The following is a 24,471-nucleotide window of genomic DNA, read 5'->3' on the forward strand; positions in this document are numbered from 1 at the left end:
GTCACTGCACAGACAGCGTGGGCCGTTTCGACCCGCGCTCGTTATCGCTTCACCGCAGCGCTGAAACCACTACAGCGACTGCCCTCGAAAGTCGAAACGGTTTCGTCCCACGACGTCGGCACTACCAGTGCACACCCGCGCCGATCGATGCGCCGAACTGGCCGCGCGAGTCGGTGGTCCCTTGCAGCTTGTAGGCCCACGTCCCCTTATCCGACAACTGCGACACGCCGATAGCCAGCGCCGCCTGGCCGCCATACGTGCCGCCGGCCATCGCGAACATGCCGCGACCCGGCAGTACCGCCTGCGGCAAGCCGGCGATAGCCAAGGCGGAGGCCGTGCCGCCGTATCCATCGCGACGGGTGGAGCGGATCTGATCGTCAGTATGGCGGTTTGCCTCGCTGAGCGCGCCGCCTACGCTCTGCTGCAATTGATTGACATTGACCGCGTCGGTGCCTTGCACGCCGGCGGCGACGCTGGTGATCTGGCGTTCCTGACCCATTGCGCCCACCGACACGGTATTTGCCCGCTCGGCGACCGAGCCGTGCCCCAACGCGACCGAATTGTCGGCGCTCGCGTTCGCTGCCGCGCCAAGCGCGGTCGCGCGGTTGCCGCCGGCAATCGCATTCGCGCCGATGGCACTCGCGTCAGCGCCCGTGGCCCGCGCGCTCGCACCCGCCGCCACCGAATGCGCGCCCGATGACACCGGGCCTTCGGTATTGCGACTGCCTTCCGCGCTGATGAACGGATTCGCCGCGTTGACGACGGCGTTGTTGACCGCGCCGTTGACGAGCGTGTTCAACTGACCGAGATTGACCGCGTCCGATGCGTCGACGCCATCAGCGACGTTGTGGATGACCGTGCCGCCGCTTGCCGCGTCGCCGCCGAGTGTGAAGCTGTTGCGGTTGACACTGCCGTCCGGGTTCCGGTCGTACATCAATGCGCCATCGAGTTTCGCGGCAGTCGCTGTGCTCTGGTCGTTCACTGCTTTCAACTGGGCGACGTTGACCGCGTCGGTATCAGCGCTGCCGGCAGCGACGTTCGTAATCTGACGCTCCTGGCCAACGGAGCCGACCGAGACGGTTCCCGCGCGATCGGCGATCGAGCCGTGGCCGAGCGCGATCGAGTCCGCGGCAACGGCGCTCGCGTTGTACCCGAGCGCGACCGAGTTGACTGCAGCGGCTTCCGCGTTATAGCCGAACGCCGCGGAGCCGTCGCTCCCGGCCGTGGACGCTGCGCCGATTGCCGCGCTGAAACCACCCTGCGCCAGCGAGTCCGATCCCGCGGCGACGCTCGCCTCGCCTGGGCCGCGCGCCGCGTTGCCAATGGCGATCGCGTGGTTGCCGGTTGCCGAGGCGTCGTTGCTGGCATCGTTCGGATCGCTGCCGTTGACCTTGAAGTAATGCGACGCCGTTGCGGTCGCGGCATCCAGTTGGCTCAGGTTGACGGCGTCGGCTGCCGCGGTGCCCGCCGCCACGTTCGTGAGCTGGCGTTCCTGCCCGACTGAGCCTACCGACACCGTGTTCGCCCGGTCGGCGAGTGAATTGCGGCCGAGCGCGACCGCGTTGTCCGCACTGACCGTCGCGCTGTAGCCGAGCGCGACGCTCCCTTCGCCGGTGACAGCGGAGTACGCGCCAATGGCGGTCGCGTTCGGGCCGGCGGCGAGGGCAGTCGCGCCGATCGACGTGGCGTTCGCTTCTCCGGCAATCGCGCCAGCCCCGATCGATGTGGCGTCCACAGCGCCGGCAGCGGCACTCGCCCCGATCGACGTGGCGCGCGCCGCGTCCGCCATCGCGCCTGTTCCGAGTGCGACCGAACCGGTTCCGCTGGCGTGCGCTCCGGCACCGACCGCGGCCGCATCGGCGGCCGTCGCGCTTGCACCGGCGCCTGCCGCCAGCGCATGCGTACTTCCGGCGACGGCGTTATCAGAACCGTCGATACTGCCATCTGCGTTGAAGTAACGCTGCGTGCCGCTTTGGGCAATTGCATCGACCTTGCCGTTGACCGCGCTCAACTGGCTGACGTTGACGGCGTCGGTCGGCGCGGCGCCCGCCGCGAGGTTCGTCAGACGGCGCTCGTTGTGCGTCGCGCCGAGCGACACTTCGCCGGTCGGATCGGGTGCCGCGATCAACGTGGCGCCCAACCCGTCCGGCGCATAAGCGTGCTGTGTCAGGTCCGCGTCGGTGGTGGAATCCGCGCCCAACGCGACGCTGTTGGCGGCGCTGGCAGTCGCGTGGTTGCCGAGTGCGACGGCGCTCGCGTTCGCCGCCACTGCGCCGAGGCCGAGAGCGCTCGCGTTCGGGCCGGTCGCCTGAGCGAGCGTGCCGAGCGCGATCCCGCCGACGCCGCTGACGACTGCATTACTGCCGAGCGCAACGCTGTTGTCAGCCCCCGCGAGCGCCGAACTCCCGCCAGCGAAGGACGCGCCGCCCACGCTTTGCGCGTGAAAGCCCACTGCGACGGACGCGACGCCGGAAGCCGTTGCCTGCGCGCCGAACGCGACGGCGGCCGTGTCCGCCGCCGTCGCGGCCGAGCCCGACGCGATGGAGTCAGCGCCCAGCGCGGCAGCGTCCAGGCCAACTGCGATTGCGTGCTCGTTCGACGCGCTGGCGTCCAGGCCCACGGCGGTTGCGCCGTTGCCCAGCGCCTTGGTGCCCGTCCCTACCGAAACCGCGCCGGTGCCCTGCGCAGTGGCGTTCAGTCCGACGGCCCCGGCGCCATCGCCTTGTGCATTGGCATTCTGACCGGCTGCCAGCGCGGCGGTGCCTTGTGCGCTGGCCTGCGCGCCGAGCGCAACCGAGTCGGGGCCCGGCGCGTGTGCTTGCGAACCTATCGCGATGGCGAGATCGCCCGACGCACCGGCGGCCGTACCCAACTCAATTGCGTCGGCGCCCGCGGCGACCGCCGGCGCTCCAGTCGCCAGCACTGCCGCGCTCAACACGGCCTGCGCGATGGCCTTCTTTCGCGCCGCGGCGCGATTCCCCTTGAGACCTGCCGACCCGGATGCAGTCGGCGATGCGTGTGTTGCTGTACACCAAACCATTGAAATACTTCGATTCATTGTGTCGGACCTCCACGTTATTGTGCGAGTGGACGGCGGCGCGTGACTAAAGGCGATGGGGCAGGGTTCATCGCCCTGATAAATCGCTGAAAACATAAAGACAAAATAGGCAGCGGCTCCTTCCGCATTCGCGCTGTTGTGCCTTTTGCACGTCCGGAACGCCCGCGCCACGCTGTGTGTGACGTTAATGCGCGTCAGGGCGATGAGCGGTTGATTATCTGGTTCCGCGGTGGGACGTAGATATCAGCGAAATCTTAAATGGGTGGGATAAATAACCCGTCTGAATTAATTTAAATAATTGGAGAGCGCCGATAAACAAAATAAGGAATGCTCCGATTCGCTCTTATGGATATTTATCCGGCTTTGCGATTATTTTAATTTTTGGCCGAATGGCATAGGTCGCGACTCATATTGAGCCTGCAGGTGCGCCGGAACGCCGACGCGATATCTCGCGTCCGTTATTCTCGACGTGCCGCGCACCGACCTAAGTCAACCCGCTGACGGCGGCAAACGTTCTACAATGACCGTTGTTCTCCGAAGTGAGTTTTCATGCGTAAATTTTTTCTTCACGGCTTGACTGCCACGTTCGCCGCAAGCGCGGCACTGGTCGCCGCCGCAGGCTTTTTTTCTCCCGCGGCTCACGCCAACAACGTGATCGTGCTCAATTCCGGCGAAGCCACACTGAGTCTGATCGACGAGACCAGCCGTCAGGTCGTGGGCACGGTGCCGACCGGCAAGGAACCGCATCACCTGATGGCCACGCCGGACAACTCGTCGCTGATCGTCGCCAACTCGGTGTCGAACAATCTGATGTTCGTCGACCCGAAGTCGGGCCAGGTGCAGCGCTGGGTCGAGAACATCGAGGACCCATATCAGATCGGCTTTTCGCCTGACCGCAAGTGGCTCGTCACCACCGGTCTGCGCCTGGACCGTCTCGACATTTACCACTACGACCAGAAGAACCAGATGACGCTGGCGTCGCGCCTGCCGCTTGCGGTCATGCCGAGCCACATGGCGTTCACCCAGGACAGCAAGACGGTGTTCGTCACGCTGCAGGTCTCCGGCGAACTGGCCGCGATCGATCTGCCCACGCAAACCGTGAAGTGGAAGATGAAGGTCGGCAAGGTGCCGGCGGGGCTGTGGATGACGCCGGGCGAGAAGTATCTGCTGGTCGGCATGACCGGCGCGGATTACGTCGCGGTGGTCGACTGGCGCAACCAGAAGATCGTCAAGACCATCCCGACGGGCAAGGGCGCGCACAATTTCCGTTCGCTGGCCGACGGCAAGCACGTCGCGGTGTCGAACCGGGTGGCGAGCACCATCAGCATCATCGACGAGGACACGCTCACCAACGTCGGCGACATCACCGGTTTGATGCCTGGGCCGGACGACATGGAACTTTCCGCCGACAAACGGTATCTGTGGGTGACGTTCCGCTTCGCGAAGCATATCGGCATCATCGACCTGAGCACGCGCAAGCTGATCCAGACGATCGCCGTGGGCCGTTCGCCGCACGGCATCTATTTCTTCAATCGTGCGCCGGTAACGGCGCCGAACGGCGCTTGACGCCGTCGCCGTTGCCGTACCGGACGCCACGCAAGTCATGACGGATGAAGTAACCAGGCCAGCACCATGTTCCATCTGATTTTCTCTACGCTCGACAGCTTCGTTTCAGCCGTGCAGACGCTGCTGTATGTCGACGTGGTTCAGCCGCTGCTGTACCGCTTCGGCCTGATGGACTACGACGAGGACACCTACGACAGCCTGTACTGGGTGATCGTGGGCGTGCTCGAGGTGCTGGCGATGTACGCGATCCTGCGTCCGCTTGAAGCGTTGCGGCCGGTCGAGCAGTGGGAGAACCGCAAGGCGGTGCGCATCGACGTGCTTTACACGTGGATCGCCAAGCTCGGCATCCTGAACCTGTTTTTTTTCTTCGCGCTGCAGCCGTTCTTCGACACCGTGCAGGCGTGGCTGCGGCTGCACAACATCGCGAATATCGAATTCGACAATCTGTGGCCCGGCGTCACCACGCAGCCGCTCGTGACGTTCGTGATGTATCTGCTGGTGCTCGATTTCGCCGGCTACTGGTATCACCGCTGGGAACACCGGATCGGTGTGTGGTGGGAGTTGCACGCGGTGCATCACAGTCAGCAGCAGATGTCGCTGTGGTCCGACGACCGCAACCATCTGCTCGACGATCTGCTGCAGGCGTCGTTCTTCGCGGTCATCGCGCTGGTGATCGGCGTGCCGCCGTCGCAGTTCGTCGTGCTGGTCGCAATCACGAACCTCGCGCAAAGCGTGCAGCACGCGAACATCCGTCTGTACTTCGGCTGGCTCGGCGAGCGGCTGTTGGTCAGCCCGACTTTCCATCGGCGTCACCATGCAATCGGGTACGGCCACGAGGGGCTGAACTACGGCTGCAACTTTGGCGTGCTGTTTCCATGGTGGGACATGCTGTTCCGCAGCGTGTCCTGGAGTCGCGACATGGAGCCGACCGGAATCGGCGATCAACTCGAAGGCCGTCGTTACGGCGACGGATTCTGGGCGCAGCACTGGCTCGCGTTCGTGCGCATCGCGGGGCGCCTCACCTCGAAGCGCCGCGCCGGCGCGAGCGAAAGCAACGACGCCGCCGCCGTCTGATCTCCCGTATCTGCCACACCGCTTCCATACCGCCGCTGGTTTCCCCGGCGGCGCGTCTCGTGGTTTATCCTGTGCACGTTTGCGCGCGCTCCAGGTCTCGCGACGCTGTGTGGCGCGTCTCTCTCCATTCCATCGTTTCGTTCACTGACACCGGCTCGCATGAATGATCTGTTGCGCTCGTTTGGGCGCGCACTCGCCAGCGCGCTCCACCCGCGCATGCTCTGGCTGACCTTCAAACCGTTTCTCGCGGCGACGGTCGGCTGGGGTGTGATTCTCTGGTTTTCCTGGCAGACGTTGATCGGGTCGACCCGGGTCTGGCTCGACAGCTGGTCGTTTACGGTCACGCTCTATCGGCTGTTCGACTGGCTCGGTTTTTCGGCGCTGCACGCGGCGATCGCGCCTTTCATCGTGATTGCGATGGCGATTCCGCTAATCGTCGTCACGGTGTTGCTGCTGATCGCCACGCTGTCGATGCCCGCCGTGATCCGCTTTCTGGCCGCACGTCACTTTCCGGCGCTCGAAATGCGCCGCGGCGGAACGTGGTACGGTAGCCTCGGTCAGGCGTTGTGGACCACGCTGGTATGTCTGGTGCTGCTGATCGTCACGCTGCCGTTGTGGCTGATCCCGCCGTTCTTCGCGCTGATTCCGCCGTTGCTGTGGGGCTGGCTGACCTATCGCGTAATGAGCTACGACGCGCTCGCGCTGCACGCGACGCGCGACGAGCGGCGTGAGTTGGTGCGCCGGTTCCGGCTGCCGCTGCTGTTGATCGGCATCGCGAGCGGCTTGCTGGGTTCGCTGCCGACGCTGCTGTGGGCGTCGTCGGTCTGGTTGATCGTGCTGTTCCCGGTGATCACCGCGGCCACGATCTGGATTTATGCGTTCATCCTCGTGTTTTCGGCGCTGTGGTTCGGCTACTACTGCTTGCGCGCGCTGCAACGCCTGCGGGCGGAACAGCACGGCGGTGTGCATCACACGGCGCCGGTTCCTTATTGACTGGTTTGATTAAACGAAAGAGGCGGCAAATGGCATTTGGCGTCATCATCATCGGCGATGAAATCCTGTCGGGCAGGCGTGTCGACAAGCATCTGCCGAAGGTCATCGAATTGCTGGGCGCGCGTGGGCTGTCGCTCGGCTGGGCGGAGTACATCGGCGACGACCCTGAGCGCATCACCGCGACGCTGCGGCGCACGTTCGCGTCGGGCGACATCGTGTTCTCCACGGGCGGCATCGGCGCCACGCCGGACGACCACACGCGCCAATGCGCGGCGGCGGCGCTCGGCGTGCCGCTGGAACTGCACCCGGAGGCCGCGAAGCTGATTCAGGAGCGCATTCGCGACATGCATCCGGCGACCGCGGCGGCGCCGCTCGATCTGGACTCGCCGGAAAACCGGCATCGTCTGAATATGGGCACGTATCCGCAGGGCGCGACGATCATTCCGAATGGCTACAACAAGATTCCCGGCTTCTCGATCCGGCATCATCATTTCGTGCCGGGCTTTCCGGTGATGGCGTGGCCGATGATCGAGTGGGTGCTGGATACGCAGTACGCGCACCTGCATCACGCGATGCCGCACGCGGAGAAGTCATTGCTGGTGTTCGAGTTGCCGGAGTCGCGCCTGACGCCGCTGATGGAAAAAATCGAACGCGATTTTCCGGGCGTGCGGGTGTTCAGTCTGCCGAGCGTCGGCGATGCAGAACGCGGCGGCGTGTATGCGCGTCATCACATCGACCTCGGGGTGAAGGGCGAGCCCGAGGCGGTGGCGGCTGCGTTCGTGAAGCTGCGTGAGGGCGTGCATCTGTTGGGCGGCGATATCGTCGAACCGGACGCTGCCGCGGCGACGAAGCCGCGCGGCTGAAACGCGGCGGGTGAGGAGCGGGGTGCAATGCTGCGCGCGCCCCCGCGTCGTCGCTGATGTTGTTGCTGTCCGACCGGCCGAGCGCGTTTTCGGCCGGTTCCGATTGAACCCTTCGTCCATCATCGCGCTGACACATTCAGCACCGACGATGTGTCTGTATTTCCACCGCCGCTGTCCCAACGGCTGAAGATTCGGCTTCCGGTATTCAACCGGAGCTGATAACCAAAAGCCGGTAGCGGCAATCCACGACTGGCGTCGCCCTGCAATCAACCTGCCGTTACGCGCCGATCCACGGCAACCCGCGAAAGCACCAGCCCGACACCGTCTTCCGATGCCCCTGGCCGTCCTTGTCGCCTTCGAAGCCTTCCAGCAGGTCGTACGCCTTCGTGAAACCGGCTTGCGTCGCGGCGATCGCGGCGAGCTTCGAGCGCGCAGCGCTGCGGCACAGAAACAGCACCGGCGTATCGTGCGACGCCGCCTGATTCAACTGGGCAAGGAATTCCTGATTCGGCACCGCGCCCGGGTAGCGCGTCCATTCCACGTGCACGTATTGCCCATCGCCGATAACCGGCCGGCCGACCCAATCGAGTTCGGCACGGGTGCGGACGTCGACCAGACGCGTACGCGGATCGAGTTGCAGCAATTCGAACGCCTCGGCGGGCGACACCGCGCCCGCATAGGGCAGCTGGTTCTCGGTGCGGCGGGCGTCCGCCTGGGCGTACAACTGTTCGAGCGTGCTCATGAGCGCCAATCTCCTTCGGACCAAATGGTCATTCTAGCGCGCGGCGTGCGTGCCGCACGCACGGCCTGCGCGTCGAGCTCGGCGAGTTCACGGGCGCAGGCTTCGCGCGCAAATATGGTGCATTTCTGCTCATATGCACCACAATGAGGATCAACGGTATTTCTCATCGGACGAACGCACTAGTTTGGTGCGCGTGCGGGCCCGCCATTTGGAGGGCCGCATGCAGCGCGGTGCGCCGGTTCCCCGTCAAGGCGCGCGCAGACTGCTTCTGCGCCGCGGTGGCGCATACATGGCACAGAAGCTGCTTTACTGGTGCCGATCGATTTGTCCCGGCAGGCATTTCTGTTCATTCCCCACGTTTGAGGGTGGACGCGCCGGGACGGACCAGCTAGATTGGGCGGCGGCTGAATCCGCCGAATTCGTTAATCAGGAGATAGGTTATGAGTAAATCCGTGGCCGACGTCGTGCAACTCGTCAAGGACGAGGACGTCAAGTTTGTCGACTTCCGTTTCACCGACACGCGCGGCAAAGAGCAACACGTTTCGGTGCCGGTGTCGGCATTCGATGAAGACAAGTTCGAAAGCGGCCATGCGTTTGACGGTTCGTCGATTGCCGGCTGGAAGGGCATCGAAGCATCGGACATGTTGCTGGTCCCGGACGCGAACACCGCCTTCATCGACCCGTTCTATGAAGAGTCGACCCTCGTGCTGACCTGCGACGTCGTCGAACCGGCTGACGGCAAGGGCTACGAGCGCGACCCGCGTTCGCTGGCAAAGCGCGCTGAGGCGTACCTGAAGAGCACGGGCCTCGGCGACACCGCCTTCTTCGGTCCGGAACCCGAATTCTTCATTTTCGACTCGGTCCAGTGGAACACGGATCAGTCGGGCTGCTTCATCAAGATCGGTTCGGAAGAAGCACCGTGGTCGTCGGCGAAGGAATTCGAAGGCGGCAACACCGGCCACCGTCCGGGCACGAAGGGCGGCTACTTTCCGGTCGCTCCGGTCGACACGTTCCAGGACATCCGTTCGGAAATGTGCCTGTTGCTCGAACAGATCGGCATCCCGGTCGAAGTGCACCACCACGAAGTCGCAGGCCAAGGCCAGAACGAAATCGGCACGAAGTTCTCGACGCTCGTGCAACGCGCCGACTGGCTGCAGCAGATGAAGTACATCATCCATAACGTCGCGCACACGTATGGCAAGACGGCGACGTTCATGCCGAAGCCGGTCGTCGGCGACAATGGTTCGGGCATGCACGTTCACCAGTCGATCTGGAAGGACGGCCAGAACCTGTTCGCGGGCAACGGCTACGCAGGTCTGTCGGAATTCGCGCTGTTCTACATCGGCGGCATCATCAAGCATGCTCGCGCGCTGAACGCGATCACGAACCCGGGTACGAACTCGTACAAGCGTCTCGTGCCGCACTTCGAAGCACCGGTCAAGCTGGCTTACTCGGCTCGCAACCGTTCGGCATCGATCCGTATTCCGCACGTGTCGAACCCGAAGGGCCGTCGTATCGAAACGCGTTTCCCGGATCCGCTGGCGAATCCGTACCTGTGCTTCTCCGCGCTGATGATGGCGGGTCTGGACGGCGTGCAGAACAAGATTCACCCGGGCGAAGCTGCCGACAAGAACCTGTACGACCTGCCGCCGGAAGAGGATGCAAAGATCCCGACCGTGTGTGCCGGCCTCGACCAGGCTCTGGACGCACTCGACGCGGACCGCGAATTCCTGACGCGCGGTGGCGTGTTCACGGACTCGATGCTCGACGCGTACATCGAACTGAAGACGGGCGAGCTGCAACGCTATCGTCAGTCGGTGCACCCGATCGAATTCGAAATGTACTACTCGCTGTAAGCGGCCATGGCGCTTCGCCGGTCACCTGGCGAAGCGCTTGGTCGAAGCTCGCGATCGGTCACGAAGGGACGGCGGCGCCGTCCCTTTTTCGTTAGACCCGCCGACAACATCGCAGCCTTTGCGATGCTCCGGCGACGAGCAACACAATCAACGCGGACATCTGATTTTCCACCAGCTCCTACCGGCCAGACTGCAAGATGGTTCTCAAGAATCTGATCAAGGCAAGGAAAGGGCACGAGCAGTCGCTGTCGGACGATGCGCAGCTCGTGAGTTCCGGTTTGCTGCCCGGCTTCGAAACGTTGCCGACCGTCGTGCTCGTGCTCGACAAGCGCTCGCTGCGCGTCGCGTTCGCGAACCCGTCGGCGGAGTCGATGCTGGAAATGTCGCGCCGGCAACTGACGCAGATGACGTGGCCGGACATCTTCTCGAATGCGGACGAACTGGTTGCGACCATTACCGCGATCGCCGCACACCGTTTTCACGCGACCCATCTGGATGCCGTGCTCGAGCGTCCGGGCCACGAGCCGCTGCATGTGCATGCGATCGTCGGCTTTCTGGAGAGCGCGCAGGATTACGTGCTGCTTGAACTGTTCGAAAACGAGCGGCATCTGCGCACCGATCGTGAGGAGCGCATCAACGATCTCACGGCGGTCAACAAGCAACTGATCCGCAATCTCGCGCACGAGATCAAGAATCCGCTCGGCGGCATTCGCGGCGCGGCGCAACTGCTCGAGTTCGAACTCGGCGAGCGTCAGCGCGACGAGTTGCGCGAGTACACGCAGGTCATCATCAAGGAATCGGACCGGCTGCAAACGCTGGTCGACCGCCTGCTCGAACCGCATCGTCATCCGCATATCGTCGGCGACGTGAACATTCACGAAGTGTGCGAACGCGTGCGCCAGGTGATTCTCGCGGAGTTTCCGCGCGGCCTCACCATCGAGCGCGATTATGACGTGAGCGTGCCGGATCTGCGCGGCGACAAGGAGCAACTGATCCAGGCGCTTTTGAACATCGTGCGCAACGCGGCCGAAGCATTGCGCGAACGCATTTCGCAAGGCGATGCGCGCATTGAATTGCGCACCCGTATCGCGCGCAAGATCACGATCTCGAAACGCTTATGTAAGCTGGCACTGGACTTGCATATTACCGACAACGGCCCTGGCATTCCCGAGGACATCCGTGACCGCATTTTCTATCCGCTCGTGTCGGGGCGCGAGGACGGCAGCGGTCTCGGTCTGACGCTCGCGCAGACGTTCGTGCAACAGCACGACGGTCTGATCGAAGTGGAGAGCCGGCCGGGCCACACCGAGTTTCAGATTCTGCTGCCGCTCGACTGCTAACCCTCATGCATCTCAAGACTTCTGACCGACCCATATGAAGCCGATCTGGATAGTAGACGACGATCAATCGATTCGCTGGGTGCTCGAAAAAGCGCTCGCCCGCGAAAACTTCGCGACCCGCAGCTTCGCGAATGTCCGTGAGGCCTCGGCCGCGCTCGATCACGAGAGCCCCCAGGTGCTGGTGTCCGACATCAGGATGCCGGGCGGCTCCGGCCTCGAATTGCTGCAAACCGTGCGCGACAAGGTGCCGGGTCTGCCGGTCATCATCATGACCGCGTTCTCGGATCTGGATAGTGCGGTCGCCGCGTTCCAGGGCGGCGCGTTCGAGTATCTTGCCAAACCCTTCGACGTCGACAAGGCAGTGGAGCTGATCCGCCGCGCGGTGGACGAAAGCATGCGCGGCGAGCAGCCGTGGGACGAGCGCGTCGCCGAAGCGCCCGAAATGCTCGGCCAGGCGCCGGCGATGCAGGACATGTTCCGCGCGATCGGCCGCCTGTCGCACTCGGCGGCCACCGTGCTCATTACCGGCGAATCAGGCACCGGGAAGGAACTGGTCGCGCGCGCGCTGCACCGACATAGCCCACGCGCGAACGGTCCGTTCATCGCGCTGAACACCGCCGCGATTCCGAAAGATCTATTGGAATCCGAACTGTTCGGCCACGAGCGCGGCGCGTTCACCGGCGCGCAGGCAATGCGCCAGGGACGCTTCGAGCAGGCCGAGAACGGCACGCTGTTTCTCGACGAAATCGGCGACATGCCGTTCGATCTGCAAACGCGTTTGTTGCGCGTGTTGTCGGACGGGCAGTTCTATCGGGTCGGCGGTCACAATCCGTTGCGCGCCAATGTGCGGGTGATCGCGGCGACGCACCAGAATCTCGAATCGCGCGTGCGTCAGGGCCTGTTCCGCGAGGACCTGTACCACCGGCTCAACGTGATCCGCTTGCGCTTGCCGGCGTTGCGCGAGCGCAGCGAGGACATCCCGCTGCTCACGCGGCACTTCCTGCAGAAGAGCGCGCGCGATCTTGGCGTCGAATCGAAGCGCGTGTCCGAAGAAGCGCTCGCGTATCTCGCATCGTTGCCGTTTCCGGGCAACGTGCGCCAGCTGGAGAATCTCGCCAACTGGCTCACGGTGATGGCGCCCGCGCAGACCATCGAGATCAAGGACTTGCCGCCCGATCTCGGTCCCGCGCAAGCCGGCGCGAACGAACTCGGCGGCGGTGCGCTCGGCGCGGGCGACGAGAGTCTCGCGGGCGGTGTGCCGGCCAATGGTTTGAGCACGACGGCGCATCCGGCCGGCGCTGCGGGTCTGCCGGCCGCGACCACGGTGAGCGCATGGGAGGGCGGTTTGCGCACCGAGGTCGCGCGGCTGTTGCGCGAAAACTCGGCGGACGTGATGGACGAACTCGCGCGCCGTTTCGAAGCGGCGGTGATTCGCGAGGCATTGGACTTCACGCGCGGACGCAAGGTCGAGGCAGCGGAGCGGCTGGGCATCGGCCGCAATACGATCACGCGCAAGATTCAGGAGCTCAATCTCGAGCCGTGATCGCGATATCGCAGCGAGGGCGGGGCGGCGTGCGAGCCGCCCCGCCCGTCGTTCTTTGTTGCCCGTGTTTGCCGGATATCGCTGGTTATCGCTGGTTGAGCAAGGCTCAGGCTCCCACAAGGCATAATCAACGCTGTTTTCATTCGACAGCCGACGATGCCCGCACCTCTCGCTTCCTCCGCACCTTTCTCCTGGCCGCTTTCCCCCGATCCTTTCCTGTCGCTCGAAGCGCTCGACGATCCCGCCGCGCTCGCGTGGGTCGAACAGCAGAACGCGCGCACGCGCGCCGCGTGGTGTAGCGGCGCGCAGTTCGAGTCGCTCAGGCGGCGGCTCGCCGATGCGTACCTGCCGCGCGAGCGTCCGGTGATTCCCGATCGCTGGAAAGATTGGGCCTACGATCTGTGGCAGGACGAGCGCAATCCGCGCGGCATCTGGCGGCGCACGACGTGGGCGGCATGGCGCAGCGGCGCGCCGGTCTGGCAGAACCTGCTCGATTTCGACGCGCTCGGTGCGGCCGAAGGTGCGCCGTGGGTGTGCGTCGAGCTCGACATTCTTTATCCGGACGGCGACCGCGCGCTGATCACGATGTCGCCGGGCGGCTCGGACGCGCAGGTGGTGCGCGAGTTCGATATCGACGCGCAGCGTTTCGTCGACGACGGCTTTGCTATCGCGAAGGCCGGCAAGCACACCGCGTCGTGGATCGATCGGGACACGCTGTACGTCGGCTGGGACAACGGCCGCAAGACGCTGACACGCTCGGGCTATCCGCGCGAAGTGCGCAGGTGGACGCGCGGCACCGCGCTTGCCGATGCGCCGGTGGTGTTCAGAGGCGCGTTCGGCGACATCGGCGTGGAGGCACACTACGATCCGGTGGAGTGGCGGCATACGGTCGTGAGCAGCGTCGATTTCTTCGACTCGCACACGTATTACCTCGACAGCGCCGGGGGTGCTGACGGCGCGGAGAGCGCCGCCGACGCATGGCGTCAGTACGACGTGCCGGCGCACGTGGCGGTGGGCGGCTGGCAAGGCTGGCTGCTGCTCGAACCGCGGCTCGATTGGGACTGCGAGGGCGCGCATTATCCGGGCGGCGCGTTGCTGGCGATTCGCGAAGAGGCGTTTTTGCGCGGCGAGCGCGACGTGGTGCCGTTGTTCATGCCGACGCCGCTGACGTCGGCGTGCGAATGGACGCATACGCGCAACCATCTGATCGTGTCCTACCTCGACGATGTGCAGAACAAGACCTCGTTGTGGACGCCGTCGCAAGGCCCGGATCACGCATGGCACTGGCAGCAGCGCCTGTTTCCGTCGCATGCGGATGGGCAGGCCGACGTGTCGCCGGTGGAGCCCACGCTCAACGACGAAGTGTTCGTCGATACCGATGACTATCTGCAACCGCCGGCATACTGGCTCGCCGATCTCGCGCGTGACGATCTGCGCGAATGGGAGCTGATCGACCGCTGGCCGACGCAGTTCGACGCTACACGTTTCGTGGTCACGCGAGGTCATGCGGTGTCGGCGGATGGGACGCGCGTGCCGTACACGGTGATCGGACCGCGCGATGTTCAGACGTCCGGGCAAGCCGCAAGGCCCTGTCTGCTAAGCGGCTACGGCGGCTTCGCGATCCCGTTGCTGCCGAGCTATCTGACCGGGCAGGGCATCGGCTGGCTGGAGCGCGGCGGCGTGTACGTGGTCGCGCATATTCGCGGCGGCGGCGAGTTCGGCACGCGCTGGCACACGGCGGCGCAGGGCGAGCACCGTCAACGCGCGTTCGACGATTTCATCGCGGTGGCCGAAGCGCTCATCGACACCGGCGTGACGAGCGCCGCGCAACTCGGCATTCAGGGCGGCAGCAACGGCGGTTTGCTGGTGGCGGCGTGCATGGTGCAGCGTCCCGAGTTGTTCGGCGCGGTTGTGTGCGAAGTGCCCTTGCTCGATATGAGCCGCTACCACCTGCTGCACGCGGGCGCGTCATGGATCGACGAATACGGCGACCCGGACGAGCCCGACGAAGCGCGCGCGTTGGCCGCTTACTCGCCGTATCACCGCGTGTCGGCGGACGTCGCGTATCCGCCGGTGCTGTTCACGACGTCGACCGCCGACGATCGCGTGCATCCCGGCCACGCGCGCAAGATGGCCGCGCGGATGCAGGCGCTGGGCGCGCCCGCCGCGGACAGGGTCTGGTATCGGGAGAACACGGAAGGCGGGCACGGCGGCTCCGATGAGCTGGAGCAGGCCGAGCACGATGCGATGGTGTTCGAGTTCTTGTGGCGCGTGTTGAACGGCTCAGCGCAGGGTGAAGCGACGGCGTGACGCGCACCTGCCTCGCGTGATGCGAGGCGTTACCCGCGCGTCGCATCACGCCCGAACAGAATCGAGTCGGATCGAATCGAGCCGAATCGAACGCTCAGCCGAGCAGCGCGAAGACCGGCGCGTGATCGGACGGCTGCTCCCACTTGCGCGGCACCTTGTCGATGTCGCACGCCGAGCACACATCGGCCAACGGTTTCGACAGCAGGATGTGATCGATGCGCAGCCCGGCATTGCGGCGGAACGCCATCATCCGATAGTCCCACCACGAGTAGATCTTCTCCGGCTGTTCGAACTGGCGGAACGCATCGAGCAGGCCGAGTTCGATCAGCCGCACGAACGCCGCGCGTTCTTCAGGCGACACCAGGTTCTGGCCTTCCCATGCTTTCGGGTCGTGCACGTCGCGATCGTCCGGCGCGATGTTGTAGTCGCCGAGCAGCGCGAGCTTCGGGTGCAGCGCCATTTCGCTCGCGATCCAGTCGTGCAGCGCGGCGAGCCAGCGCAGCTTGTACTCAAACTTCTCGGTGCCCGGCGCCTGGCCGTTGGGGAAGTAGGCGGAGATGATGCGCACGCCGTCGATGGTTGCCGCGATCACGCGTTGCTGCAGATCTTCGAAGCCGGGAATGTTGCGCACGATGCTGCTTTCGTCGACGTCCAGACCGTCGCGCACCAGGATGCCGACGCCGTTATAGGTCTTCTGACCGGCATACCAGCTTCGGTAGCCTTTTTCCGCGAGTTCGGCGCGCGGGAATTTTTCATCGGGCAGCTTCAGTTCCTGGAGACACAGCACGTCGGTGCCGCTGGATTCGAGCCAGTCGATCACGTGTTGCTGGCGGACTTTAAGGGAGTTGACGTTCCAGGTGGCGATTTTCATGACATTCTCACAGTCTTGCTGGGCAAGGTTTCGTGGGGGCCTCGACCCCGCGTTTTGCTCGAGCGCCCCGGTGTGCCGCGCGTCGTCGTGACGATGGCCATTCGACTCATGGCGCGGCCGATGATGCGGTCGATTCCGCAGGCGATTCCGATAGCCCCGCATCTTATCGCGCGCGAGCGGGGCCGGTGAAAATTGGCCACGTCGCGCGGCGAAAATAAAGGCGCGAGCCAACCACGTCGCGGCGTATAGTGGGATCACATACACATTCGCACGCTTGCGAGTCGGAGAGTCATCATGGCCGAACTATACCCAGCCCTTTATAAGGACTTCGAAGTGCATCCGCTGGTTTTCTCGCGATCATTCGACAAATTCGACGGCCACAAGCGCGATGCCGAAGGGTATGACGTCGCGGTGCGCGTGTGTCGTCCTGGAGCCATCAGCGGTTCGAAGGCGAGCCGCGTGTTTCGCCTCGTGCTACCCGCGACGATCGCGGACTTCGGCGTGGCCAAACGCAGTGCGAGCCAGTACGGCGCGGACATCATCGATGGCAAGGTGGAAGGCGCGACGGTCCAGGATCTTTGACTCGCATCACGGGCGAGCGCCTGGGTGTGCACCCTGTTAGAGAATAATTCACACGAATGTTTGACGTTCCACGATCGGCCAGATATAATCTTTTTTCTCTGACGCGGGGTGGAGCAGTCTGGCAGCTCGTCGGGCTCATAACCCGAAGGTCACAGGTTCAAATCCTGTCCCCGCAACCAAGTTTTGTTGAAAGCCCGCTGGCGCAAGCCACGCGGGCTTTTTAACTTTCAGCGCTGTTTTTAGGCCTTTTTCTCGCTGTGCGCGCGTGCGATCAGCCGCACGCGTAGCGACGCTCACTGATTCTTTGACTCGTCCGCTCAGTCCGAATCAATCGCCCATTCCACCGCCGCTTGCGCATGCAGCGCGGTCGTGTCGAACACCGGCAGCGCGGAATCTTCCGGCTTGATCAGCAACGTGATTTCGGTGCAGCCGAGAATCACCGCCTGAGCGCCACGCGCGGCCAACGATTGGATCACACCTTGATATACCGCTCGCGACGCATCCTGCACGTGGCCGTGACATAGCTCGTCGTAAATGATGCGATGCACGTCCGCGCGTCCGGCTTCATCGGGGACCAGCGTTTCGAGCCCGTAGCGCTCGCGCAGGCGTCCCGTGTAAAAGCTCTGCTCCATCGTATAGCGTGTGCCGAGCAGACCCACCCGCTCGATGCCCGCCGCCCGCAGCGCGTTGCCGGTCGGATCGGCGATATGCAGAAACGGCACTGTGATTGCCTGCTCGATCGATTCGTACACGCGATGCATCGTGTTGGTCGCGAGCATCACCAGATCGGCGCCGCCGCGTTCGAGGTGCAGCGCGGCATCGGCCATCTGTTGGCCGAGCGCGGCCCAGTCGCCCGCGCGCTGGTTCGCCTCGATCGGCGCGAAGTCGACGGTCAGCATCAGGCTGCGTGCGTTGTGATGGCCGCCGAGACGCGCCTTCGCGTGACGGTTGAGGAGTTTGTAGTACTCGGTGGACGACTCCCAGCTCATCCCACCGATCACGCCGATCGTTTTCATAGGCCAACTCCGTGAACGGGTGACGGCTGCCGGAAGACCCGGCATCGACCGTCTCGAACGCCGAGTATAGGCGCACGGCGTGGCGCGCAGCCGGTACGGATTGCGCGCCGCGCGCCGGTACGGGCATCCCGATAAAACGCCGCACGACCTTTCTGTCGCCGATAGAATCGTAACCAGTCAGAAGCGGTCAAAGGAGCGATACATGGACCTGATCATCCGCCGCGCGATGTTGCCGCGCAGCGCCGCGTCGCAGGATGGACAAGCGGTCGACATCGGCATCGATGCCGGGCGCATCGTCGCCGTCGAGCCGAAGCTGGCCGCGAGCGCGGCCGAAGAAATCGACGCGGCGGGCTCGCTCGTCACGCCGCCGTTCGTCGATCCGCATTTCCACATGGACGCGACGCTGTCGTATGGCTTGCCGCGCGTGAACGCGTCGGGCACGCTGCTCGAAGGCATCGCGCTGTGGGGCGAGCTGAAACCCGATCTGACGCAGGAAGCGCTGGTCGGGCGCGCGCTCCAGTATTGCGACTGGGCGGTCGCGCGCGGCCTGCTGGCGATCCGCAGCCACGTCGACGTGTGCGATCCGCGCCTGCTCGCGGTCGAGGCGCTGCTCGAAGTAAAGCGCCGGGTCGCGCCGTATCTCGATCTGCAACTGGTCGCGTTTCCGCAGGACGGCATATTGCGCAGCGCCGGCGCGTTCGAGAACCTCAAGCGGGCGATCGCGATGGGCGTCGACGTGGTCGGCGGCATTCCGCATTTCGAGCGCACGATGGCCGACGGCGCGCAGTCCGTGCGCCTGCTGTGCGAGTTCGCGGCGGAGCAGGGCTTGCGCGTCGACATGCATTGCGACGAATCGGACGATCCGCTATCGCGTCACATCGAAACGCTCGCGGCCGAAACGCAGCGGCTCGGTTTGCAGGGGCGAGTCACCGGCTCGCATCTGACGTCGATGCACTCCATGGACAACTACTACGTCAGCAAGCTGCTGCCGTTGATGCGCGAGTCGGGCGTCGCCGCGATCGCGAATCCGCTCATCAACATCACGTTGCAGGGCCGCAGCGATACGTATCCGAAGCGGCGCGGCATGACGCGCGTGCCGGAGATGATGGCGGCCGGCATCAACGTCGCGTTCGGCCACGACTGTGTGATGGACCCGTGGTACAGCCTCGGTTCGGGCGACATGCTCGAAGTCGCGCACATGGGCTTGCACGTCGCGCAGATGACGGGCGTCGACGGGATGCACGCGTGCTTCGATGCGGTCACGGTGAATGCCGCGCGCATTCTCGGCCTCGAAGGTTATGGCGTCGCGCCGGGATGCGCGGCTAATCTCGTGTTGCTCGACGCGCGCGATCCGGTCGAGGCGATCCGCTTGCGCGCCGCGCGGCTCGCAGTGGTGAGCCGTGGCAAGGTAGTGAGCCGCGCGCCGGCCGCGCGTGCGGCGCTGTCGCTCGAAGGGCGGCCGGCTCAGGTGGATTTCAAGTTGCATCGCGGGTAGCTCGCCGGTGCGTAGTGGAGTCGCGTCACTTCGCGTCGCATGATGGGCGCGTGCGTAGGCAAAGCGTGAGCGCATAAAAAAACCGGCAACCTGTTCACACAGGCTGCCGGTTTTCATTACGACGAGCGGCGTTCAAGACGCGCCGCCCGATGCATCAACCGATCAATGCACCGCCGCGCCCGGCGTCATGCCGTTATGGCGCAACAACGCGTCGATGTTCGGCTCGCGGCCACGGAACGCCTTGAACGATTCCATCGCCGGACGGCTGCCGCCCACCTCCAGAATCTCCTTGCGATAGCGCATGCCGGTCGCCTGATCGAGCACGCTGCCGCTCGCGGCTTGCGCCGCTTCTTCGAACGCGGCGTACGCATCGGCGGACAGCACTTCGGCCCACTTGTAGCTGTAGTAACCCGCCGCATAACCGCCCGCGAAAATATGGCTGAACGTGTTCGGCCAACGCGAGAACGGCGCTTGCGGCACCACGTGGAAGCGCTCGTTGATCTCGCTCGCGAGTTCGGTGGCGCTCTTCGTGCCGCTCGCGTCGAAGCCGGTATGCAGTTGCATGTCGAACATCGAGAACACGATCTGGCGCAGCGTGCCCAGACCGCTCTGGAAGTTCTTCGCGGCCAGCATCTTGTCGAACAGATCGCGCGGCAGCGGCTTCGCCGTTTCGACGTGCGAGGTCATGTCGGAGAGTACGTCCCACTCCCAGCAGAAGTTCTCCATGAACTGCGACGGCAGTTCGACCGCGTCCCACTCGACGCCGTTGATGCCCGACACGCCGAGTTCATCGACGCGCGTGAGCATGTGATGCAGCCCGTGACCGAACTCGTGGAACAGCGTGATGACTTCGTCGTGAGTGAAGCAGGCGGGCTTGCCGCCAACCGGCGCCGAAAAATTGCAGGTCAGGTACGCGACCGGCGTCTGCACCCCGCCGTGCGTGTGCTTGTGACGGCCACGCGCGTCGTCCATCCAGGCGCCGCCGCGTTTGCCTTCGCGTGCATACAGGTCGAGGTAGAACTGCGCGACGAGACCGCCGTCCTGATTCTCGACGCGGAAGAAGCGCACGTCCGGATGCCACACGGCCGCTTCGTCGCGACGGATACGCACGCCGAACAGCGTCTCCGTGACCTTGAAGAGACCCTTGAACACGGCGTCTTCGGGGAAGTACTGTTTGACCTCGTTCTCGGAGAACGAATAGCGCTTCTGACGCAGACGTTCGGCGGCGAACGTCATGTCCCACGGTTGCAGATCGGTCATGCCGAGTTCGTTTGCGGCGAATTCGCGCAGCTCTTTCCAGTCCTGTTCCGCGTGCGGTCGCGCGCGCGTGGCGAGGTCTTCGAGGAAGCTCATGACTTGCGCGGGCGATTCGGCCATCTTCGGCGCGAGCGACACTTCGGCGAAGTTTGCGTAGCCAAGCATGTGCGCTTCTTCGGCGCGCAGCTTCAACTGCTCGGCGAGCACCGACGTGTTGTCCCATTCGGGCTTGCCGTTGCCGTACTGCGCGCCGAGTTCGGACGCGCGCGTCACGTACGCGCGGTACATCGCTTCGCGCATCGGACGATTTTCCGAGTACTGCATCACCGGGAAATACGACGGGAAGTGCAGCGTGAATTTGTAGCCGGTCTTGCCTTCGCGCTCGGCCGCTTCCTTCGCGGCTTCGATCACGTCTTCGGGCAGGCCGGCCAGTTGCGCTTCATCGCCTGCTGCGACGATGTACGCGTAAGCGTTGGTCGCGTCGAGCACGTGGTCCGAGAACGCCTTCGACAGCCCTGCCTGCTTTTCCTGCAATTCGGCGAAGTGCGGCTTCTGGTCTTCCGGCAATTCGGCGCCCGACAGACGGAAATCACGCAGTGCATTGCCGAGGATCTTCTTGCGCTCGCCGGTCAGCGACGCGAAATCGCTGCTTGCGTTCAGCGCCTTGTACTTCTCGTACAGCGCGAGGTTCTGGCCGACGCTCGACCAGAATTCGGTGACGCGCGGCAGGTTCTCGCCGTACACGGCGCGCAGCTCGGGCGTATCGGCGACGGCGTTCAGATGGCCGATCACGCTCCACGCGCGTGACAGCGGTTCGGTAGCGCGCTCGACCGGCTCGACCACGTCGGCCCACGACGCGGGCGTGATCGGCAGTGCGGCGCGCTCGACGGCGGCGGCCGCGTCGGCGAGCAGCACATCGAGGGCGGGTGTCACGTGTTCGGGGCGAATGTCGCCAAAGCGCGGCAGGTCGGAGAAATCGAGGAGCGGGTTGTCGTGATGCGAGGAGATAGTGGACATGAGGCTTCCTGTCTGACGCGGGTGAACGGGTAATCGGTAAATCGACGGGCACGCGCAAGGTCGCCCTATGGCTGCCGGTATGAACATTATTGGGGCGGGACGCGCCAATTCCAATCCGTCGGCAGACAAATTATCAGATGTGGCGGCCGCGTGCGCGAATCGCCCGGCTTGTGCAGGCAGGTTAGGCCGAGCCGCACACCGTCGCCACAGTACGCACTCTGCGTTTTTGTGCGAAAGCGAACGGTGACGATTGTTGCTGTGCCGCAATGTGGCGTGTCGCTGCGAGTTGCGACATTTTTTGTCAGAGGTGTCGATGAACCCGCTTTCGCGCGCTTTAAAGCGCAACGGCAACAACTTCGACCTCGTGCGACTGCTGGCCGCCGTGGCCGTCGTGTATGGGCATTCGTATCTGCTCCAGGCACCGGATGGCGCGACCGACTGGGTGCAGAACGCACTCGGCTTCGACGGTTTCGGCGCGTTCGGCGTCTACGCCTTTTTTCTGCTGAGCGGCATGCTGGTGACGGCCAGCTACGACCGGCAACGCTCGGGGCCACGCTTCATCGCGTTGCGGATTGCGCGGCTGTGGCCGGCGGTGGCGGTCGGCTCGGTCGTGACGGTGTTTATCATCGGGCCGCTTTTCACGACGCTGCCGCTGCGCGAATACTTCGCCTCCGGGATGACGTGGGCGAACCTCGACAACTTTTCCACCATTGTGCTGAAGACCCGCTGGACGTTGCCGGGCGTGTTCGAGCACAACCGTATGCCGCACGAGATCTGCGCGACGCTGTGGACGCTGCCGCTCGAAGTGCGCTGCTATCTGATCGTGCTCGTGACCGGCATGCTGGGGCTGCTGTCCACGCCGCGCGGCGTGCTGCTGGCGGTGGCGCTCGGCGCCGCCGCGATCGTGTTGCGCGTGCATCTTCCGCATCTGCAACTGGGCGTGCGCGATTTCAGCCATACCGCCAACGGCTATTCGTTCTGGCCGGAGCCGTTCTTCATCCTGGGGATGCTGCTGTACGGCTGGCGCGAGCGGGTCGACATCAGCGGTCTGACGGCGCTGGGGTTCGCGATGGTCTTTCTGGTCTTTCGCGATACGGCCGGCGCGCAGCCGCTGTTCTACCTGGCCTTCGTGTACGGCGTGCTGTGGGTGGGGACGACGCCGCTGTTGCGGCGCTTCGTGCCGCGTCACGATTACTCGTACGGCATTTATCTGTACGGGTTCATGGTGCAGCAGTGCATCGCGAATCTGGCGCCGCAGTTGAGTCATGTGACGTCGCTAGTGATCGCGGCGCCGCTGATCCTTGCGAGCGCGGCGCTGTCGTGGCACTTCGTGGAGCGGCCGGTGCTGACGTGGTGTCGCACGCGGCTTGCGCCGCAGCGCAGACCACTGGCGACGGCCATGGCTGCGGGGGATCAGGCGGCGCGGTGAGGCGTACTGAGACGCGCTGGGTTAACGCTGCGCGCCATCGCCTCGCGCGTGAAACTTGCGTCGTAAAGCGGGACGTCTGCGTTTCCAGCAAGTCCCTTGCCGAGAAACAAAAAAAGCCGGCGCACGCACTGCGCCGGCTTTGTTTGCGCTTGCCGCGATTACGCCTTCGCGTCCGCTTCGCGCTCGGCGGCTTCGATCGTGTTCACAAGCAGCATCGTGATGGTCATCGGGCCGACGCCGCCCGGCACCGGCGTGATGTAGCCGGCCACTTCCTTGACGCCCGCGAAGTCGACGTCGCCGCACAGCTTGCCGGCGTCGTCGCGATTCATGCCGACGTCGATCACTGTCGCGCCCGGCTTCACCATGTCCGCGGTCAGGATGTTGCGCAGGCCGGTGGCGGCGACCACCACGTCGGCGTTGCGCGTGTGCGCGGCGAGGTCGCGCGTCTTGCTATGGCAGATCGTCACGGTCGCGCCGGCTTCGAGCAGCAGCAGCGCCATCGGCTTGCCGACGATGTTCGAGCGACCAATCACCACCGCGTTCGCGCCTTTCAGATCGATCCCGTACGCGTCGAACATTTTCATCACGCCGTACGGCGTGCAGGGGCGGAACAGCGGCTGGCCGGTCATCAGCGCGCCGGCGTTGGCGACGTGAAAACCGTCGACGTCCTTTTCCGGCGCGATCGCCTCGATCACCTTGTGGCTGTCGATGTGCTTCGGCAGCGGCAGTTGCACGAGAATGCCGTGGATGCGCGGATCGCGGTTCAGCTCGTCGATACGCGCAAGCAGGTCGGCTTCCGGCAGGTCGGCCGGATAACGGTCGAACGACGAGCCGAGGCCGTTGTCCTGGCAGGCCTTGACCTTGTTGCGCACATATACTTCGCTGGCCGGATTGTCGCCGACCAGCACGACGGCGAGCCCTGGCTGGTGGCCGCGGGCGGTGAGGGCGGCGGCGCGCGCGGCGACGTCGGCGCGCAGGGTCTTGGAAAGGGCTAGGCCGTCGATCAGTTTGGCTGTCATGGTCGGGTCGAGATAGGCAGTTTGGAAAGCGGAGCAGGGCGCGGAGGCTCAGGGCATGCCACGCGATGGCGTTTTTCAGCGGGAACGGGTCGGCACCTGAAAAGCGCGCGGCGCGAATCGGCGATAGGCGCGGCTGCGAAGTCCGACATTATACCGGCGCCGGGTCGTGCGCCGCGTACGGATTCGGGGTCGCGAAGGCGGGTTGCGCACGGGCCATAGCGGCTTTGCCTGCGGGACGAAGTTTCGCTGAAGCCTTGACTGAGTTGCCAAGGGCGAAGCGGTTACAGGCCGCCACGAAGACTATCGCCGCCGCCCCCCGGACCGCGATGGTTTACGTGACGGGCCCGAAGTGCGCACCGAAGCCCTGACTGATTCACCATGGACGAATGGCTTCAGACCGCCACGAACATGAGCGCGCCGCGACGGTCGAGACGAAGCCC

At 64.5% G+C, this 24,471-nt stretch carries 17 protein-coding genes and 1 tRNA gene; 12 read left to right on the forward strand and 6 right to left on the reverse strand.

Annotated elements, in window-relative coordinates; genetic code table 11:
* Nucleotides 1-121: 121 nt before the first annotated feature.
* Complete coding sequence (locus BGI01S_RS04255; protein ID WP_042322700.1) at nt 122-3,058, reverse strand: YadA-like family protein; 2,937 nt, start codon at nt 3,056-3,058, stop codon at nt 122-124.
* A 549-nt stretch (nt 3,059-3,607) separates the two neighbouring features.
* Here BGI01S_RS04255 and BGI01S_RS04260 point away from each other — a divergent pair.
* From BGI01S_RS04260 to BGI01S_RS04275, 4 genes are all read left to right on the forward strand, one after another.
* The gene (locus tag BGI01S_RS04260; protein WP_042322702.1) at nt 3,608-4,624 is read left to right on the forward strand and encodes a YVTN family beta-propeller repeat protein; all 1,017 of its coding nucleotides are present in this window, start codon (nt 3,608-3,610) and stop codon (nt 4,622-4,624) included.
* A gap of 66 nt (nt 4,625-4,690) precedes the next feature.
* Entirely contained in the window at nt 4,691-5,698 is a 1,008-nt protein-coding gene (locus tag BGI01S_RS04265) for a sterol desaturase family protein (protein ID WP_042322703.1), read from the forward strand.
* Nucleotides 5,699-5,857: 159 nt separating this feature from the next.
* On the forward strand, nt 5,858-6,691 hold the full coding sequence (locus BGI01S_RS04270) for an EI24 domain-containing protein (RefSeq protein WP_042322707.1): 834 nt from the start codon (nt 5,858-5,860) through the stop codon (nt 6,689-6,691).
* A 29-nt stretch (nt 6,692-6,720) separates the two neighbouring features.
* On the forward strand, nt 6,721-7,554 hold the full coding sequence (locus tag BGI01S_RS04275; protein WP_042322710.1) for a competence/damage-inducible protein A: 834 nt from the start codon (nt 6,721-6,723) through the stop codon (nt 7,552-7,554).
* 277 nt (nt 7,555-7,831) lie between these two features.
* Here the strand turns inward: BGI01S_RS04275 and BGI01S_RS04280 are convergent, their stop codons facing one another.
* Nucleotides 7,832-8,296 carry a rhodanese-like domain-containing protein gene (locus tag BGI01S_RS04280; protein ID WP_042322712.1) on the reverse strand — a complete coding sequence of 155 codons (465 nt, stop codon included), beginning with the start codon at nt 8,294-8,296 and terminating at the stop codon, nt 7,832-7,834.
* A 440-nt stretch (nt 8,297-8,736) separates the two neighbouring features.
* On the opposite strand from BGI01S_RS04280, the gene glnA reads away from it, so the two are divergent.
* The 4 genes from glnA to BGI01S_RS04300 all read left to right on the forward strand — a co-directional run bounded on the left by glnA (nt 8,737) and on the right by BGI01S_RS04300 (nt 15,345).
* Entirely contained in the window at nt 8,737-10,152 is a 1,416-nt protein-coding gene (gene glnA / locus BGI01S_RS04285; RefSeq protein WP_042322714.1) for a type I glutamate--ammonia ligase, read from the forward strand.
* A 197-nt stretch (nt 10,153-10,349) separates the two neighbouring features.
* Nucleotides 10,350-11,492 (forward strand): nitrogen regulation protein NR(II), encoded by a 1,143-nt coding sequence (gene glnL, locus BGI01S_RS04290; protein WP_042322717.1) that lies wholly within the window; start codon nt 10,350-10,352, stop codon nt 11,490-11,492.
* A gap of 34 nt (nt 11,493-11,526) precedes the next feature.
* Nucleotides 11,527-13,035 (forward strand): nitrogen regulation protein NR(I), encoded by a 1,509-nt coding sequence (gene ntrC, locus BGI01S_RS04295; RefSeq protein ID WP_042322720.1) that lies wholly within the window; start codon nt 11,527-11,529, stop codon nt 13,033-13,035.
* A 156-nt stretch (nt 13,036-13,191) separates the two neighbouring features.
* On the forward strand, nt 13,192-15,345 hold the full coding sequence (locus BGI01S_RS04300; RefSeq protein WP_042322723.1) for a prolyl oligopeptidase family serine peptidase: 2,154 nt from the start codon (nt 13,192-13,194) through the stop codon (nt 15,343-15,345).
* A 94-nt stretch (nt 15,346-15,439) separates the two neighbouring features.
* Here BGI01S_RS04300 and xth read toward each other — a convergent pair whose 3' ends face one another.
* The gene (xth, locus tag BGI01S_RS04305) at nt 15,440-16,216 is read right to left on the reverse strand and encodes an exodeoxyribonuclease III (protein ID WP_042322725.1); all 777 of its coding nucleotides are present in this window, start codon (nt 16,214-16,216) and stop codon (nt 15,440-15,442) included.
* Nucleotides 16,217-16,510: 294 nt separating this feature from the next.
* On the opposite strand from xth, the gene BGI01S_RS04310 reads away from it, so the two are divergent.
* Nucleotides 16,511-16,798: a hypothetical protein gene (locus BGI01S_RS04310; RefSeq protein WP_042322727.1), complete on the forward strand. Its 288-nt coding sequence runs from the start codon at nt 16,511-16,513 to the stop codon at nt 16,796-16,798.
* A gap of 102 nt (nt 16,799-16,900) precedes the next feature.
* Nucleotides 16,901-16,977 (forward strand) — tRNA-Met (locus tag BGI01S_RS04315).
* A gap of 138 nt (nt 16,978-17,115) precedes the next feature.
* Here the strand turns inward: BGI01S_RS04315 and BGI01S_RS04320 are convergent.
* Entirely contained in the window at nt 17,116-17,814 is a 699-nt protein-coding gene (locus BGI01S_RS04320) for an aspartate/glutamate racemase family protein (RefSeq protein WP_042322728.1), read from the reverse strand.
* Between the two features lie 202 nt (nt 17,815-18,016).
* Between BGI01S_RS04320 and BGI01S_RS04325 the strand changes: the two genes are divergently transcribed.
* Nucleotides 18,017-19,309 (forward strand): amidohydrolase family protein, encoded by a 1,293-nt coding sequence (locus BGI01S_RS04325; protein WP_042322731.1) that lies wholly within the window; start codon nt 18,017-18,019, stop codon nt 19,307-19,309.
* 162 nt (nt 19,310-19,471) lie between these two features.
* Here BGI01S_RS04325 and BGI01S_RS04330 read toward each other — a convergent pair whose 3' ends face one another.
* Entirely contained in the window at nt 19,472-21,583 is a 2,112-nt protein-coding gene (locus BGI01S_RS04330) for a M3 family metallopeptidase (protein WP_042322733.1), read from the reverse strand.
* A gap of 313 nt (nt 21,584-21,896) precedes the next feature.
* Here BGI01S_RS04330 and BGI01S_RS04335 point away from each other — a divergent pair, with 313 nt between their 5' ends.
* Nucleotides 21,897-23,012, forward strand: a complete 1,116-nt coding sequence (locus BGI01S_RS04335; RefSeq protein ID WP_042324368.1) for an acyltransferase family protein — start codon at nt 21,897-21,899, stop codon at nt 23,010-23,012.
* Nucleotides 23,013-23,170: 158 nt separating this feature from the next.
* On the opposite strand, the gene folD is transcribed toward BGI01S_RS04335, so the two are convergent.
* Entirely contained in the window at nt 23,171-24,031 is an 861-nt protein-coding gene (folD, locus tag BGI01S_RS04340) for a bifunctional methylenetetrahydrofolate dehydrogenase/methenyltetrahydrofolate cyclohydrolase FolD (protein WP_042322736.1), read from the reverse strand.
* Between the last annotated feature and the right edge of the window lie 440 nt (nt 24,032-24,471).

The sequence above is a fragment of the Paraburkholderia ginsengisoli NBRC 100965 genome (genome assembly GCF_000739735.1).
GTDB classification, from domain to species: Bacteria; Pseudomonadota; Gammaproteobacteria; order Burkholderiales; family Burkholderiaceae; genus Paraburkholderia; species Paraburkholderia ginsengisoli.

What these genes read in the sequence shown, in the direction of transcription:
- glnA (WP_042322714.1), top strand. Translation starts at nt 8,737, where the DNA reads ATGAGTAAATCCGTGGCCGACGTCGTGCAACTCGTCAAGGACGAGGAC.
- BGI01S_RS04280 (WP_042322712.1), bottom strand. Translation starts at nt 8,296, where the DNA reads ATGAGCACGCTCGAACAGTTGTACGCCCAGGCGGACGCCCGCCGCACC.
- BGI01S_RS04330 (WP_042322733.1), bottom strand. Translation starts at nt 21,583, where the DNA reads ATGTCCACTATCTCCTCGCATCACGACAACCCGCTCCTCGATTTCTCC.
- folD (WP_042322736.1), bottom strand. Translation starts at nt 24,031, where the DNA reads ATGACAGCCAAACTGATCGACGGCCTAGCCCTTTCCAAGACCCTGCGC.
- BGI01S_RS04255 (WP_042322700.1), bottom strand. Translation starts at nt 3,058, where the DNA reads ATGAATCGAAGTATTTCAATGGTTTGGTGTACAGCAACACACGCATCG.
- xth (WP_042322725.1), bottom strand. Translation starts at nt 16,216, where the DNA reads ATGAAAATCGCCACCTGGAACGTCAACTCCCTTAAAGTCCGCCAGCAA.
- glnL (WP_042322717.1), top strand. Translation starts at nt 10,350, where the DNA reads ATGGTTCTCAAGAATCTGATCAAGGCAAGGAAAGGGCACGAGCAGTCG.
- BGI01S_RS04310 (WP_042322727.1), top strand. Translation starts at nt 16,511, where the DNA reads ATGGCCGAACTATACCCAGCCCTTTATAAGGACTTCGAAGTGCATCCG.
- BGI01S_RS04260 (WP_042322702.1), top strand. Translation starts at nt 3,608, where the DNA reads ATGCGTAAATTTTTTCTTCACGGCTTGACTGCCACGTTCGCCGCAAGC.
- BGI01S_RS04275 (WP_042322710.1), top strand. Translation starts at nt 6,721, where the DNA reads ATGGCATTTGGCGTCATCATCATCGGCGATGAAATCCTGTCGGGCAGG.
- BGI01S_RS04320 (WP_042322728.1), bottom strand. Translation starts at nt 17,814, where the DNA reads ATGAAAACGATCGGCGTGATCGGTGGGATGAGCTGGGAGTCGTCCACC.
- BGI01S_RS04300 (WP_042322723.1), top strand. Translation starts at nt 13,192, where the DNA reads ATGCCCGCACCTCTCGCTTCCTCCGCACCTTTCTCCTGGCCGCTTTCC.
- BGI01S_RS04335 (WP_042324368.1), top strand. Translation starts at nt 21,897, where the DNA reads ATGAACCCGCTTTCGCGCGCTTTAAAGCGCAACGGCAACAACTTCGAC.
- BGI01S_RS04270 (WP_042322707.1), top strand. Translation starts at nt 5,858, where the DNA reads ATGAATGATCTGTTGCGCTCGTTTGGGCGCGCACTCGCCAGCGCGCTC.
- BGI01S_RS04325 (WP_042322731.1), top strand. Translation starts at nt 18,017, where the DNA reads ATGGACCTGATCATCCGCCGCGCGATGTTGCCGCGCAGCGCCGCGTCG.
- BGI01S_RS04265 (WP_042322703.1), top strand. Translation starts at nt 4,691, where the DNA reads ATGTTCCATCTGATTTTCTCTACGCTCGACAGCTTCGTTTCAGCCGTG.
- ntrC (WP_042322720.1), top strand. Translation starts at nt 11,527, where the DNA reads ATGAAGCCGATCTGGATAGTAGACGACGATCAATCGATTCGCTGGGTG.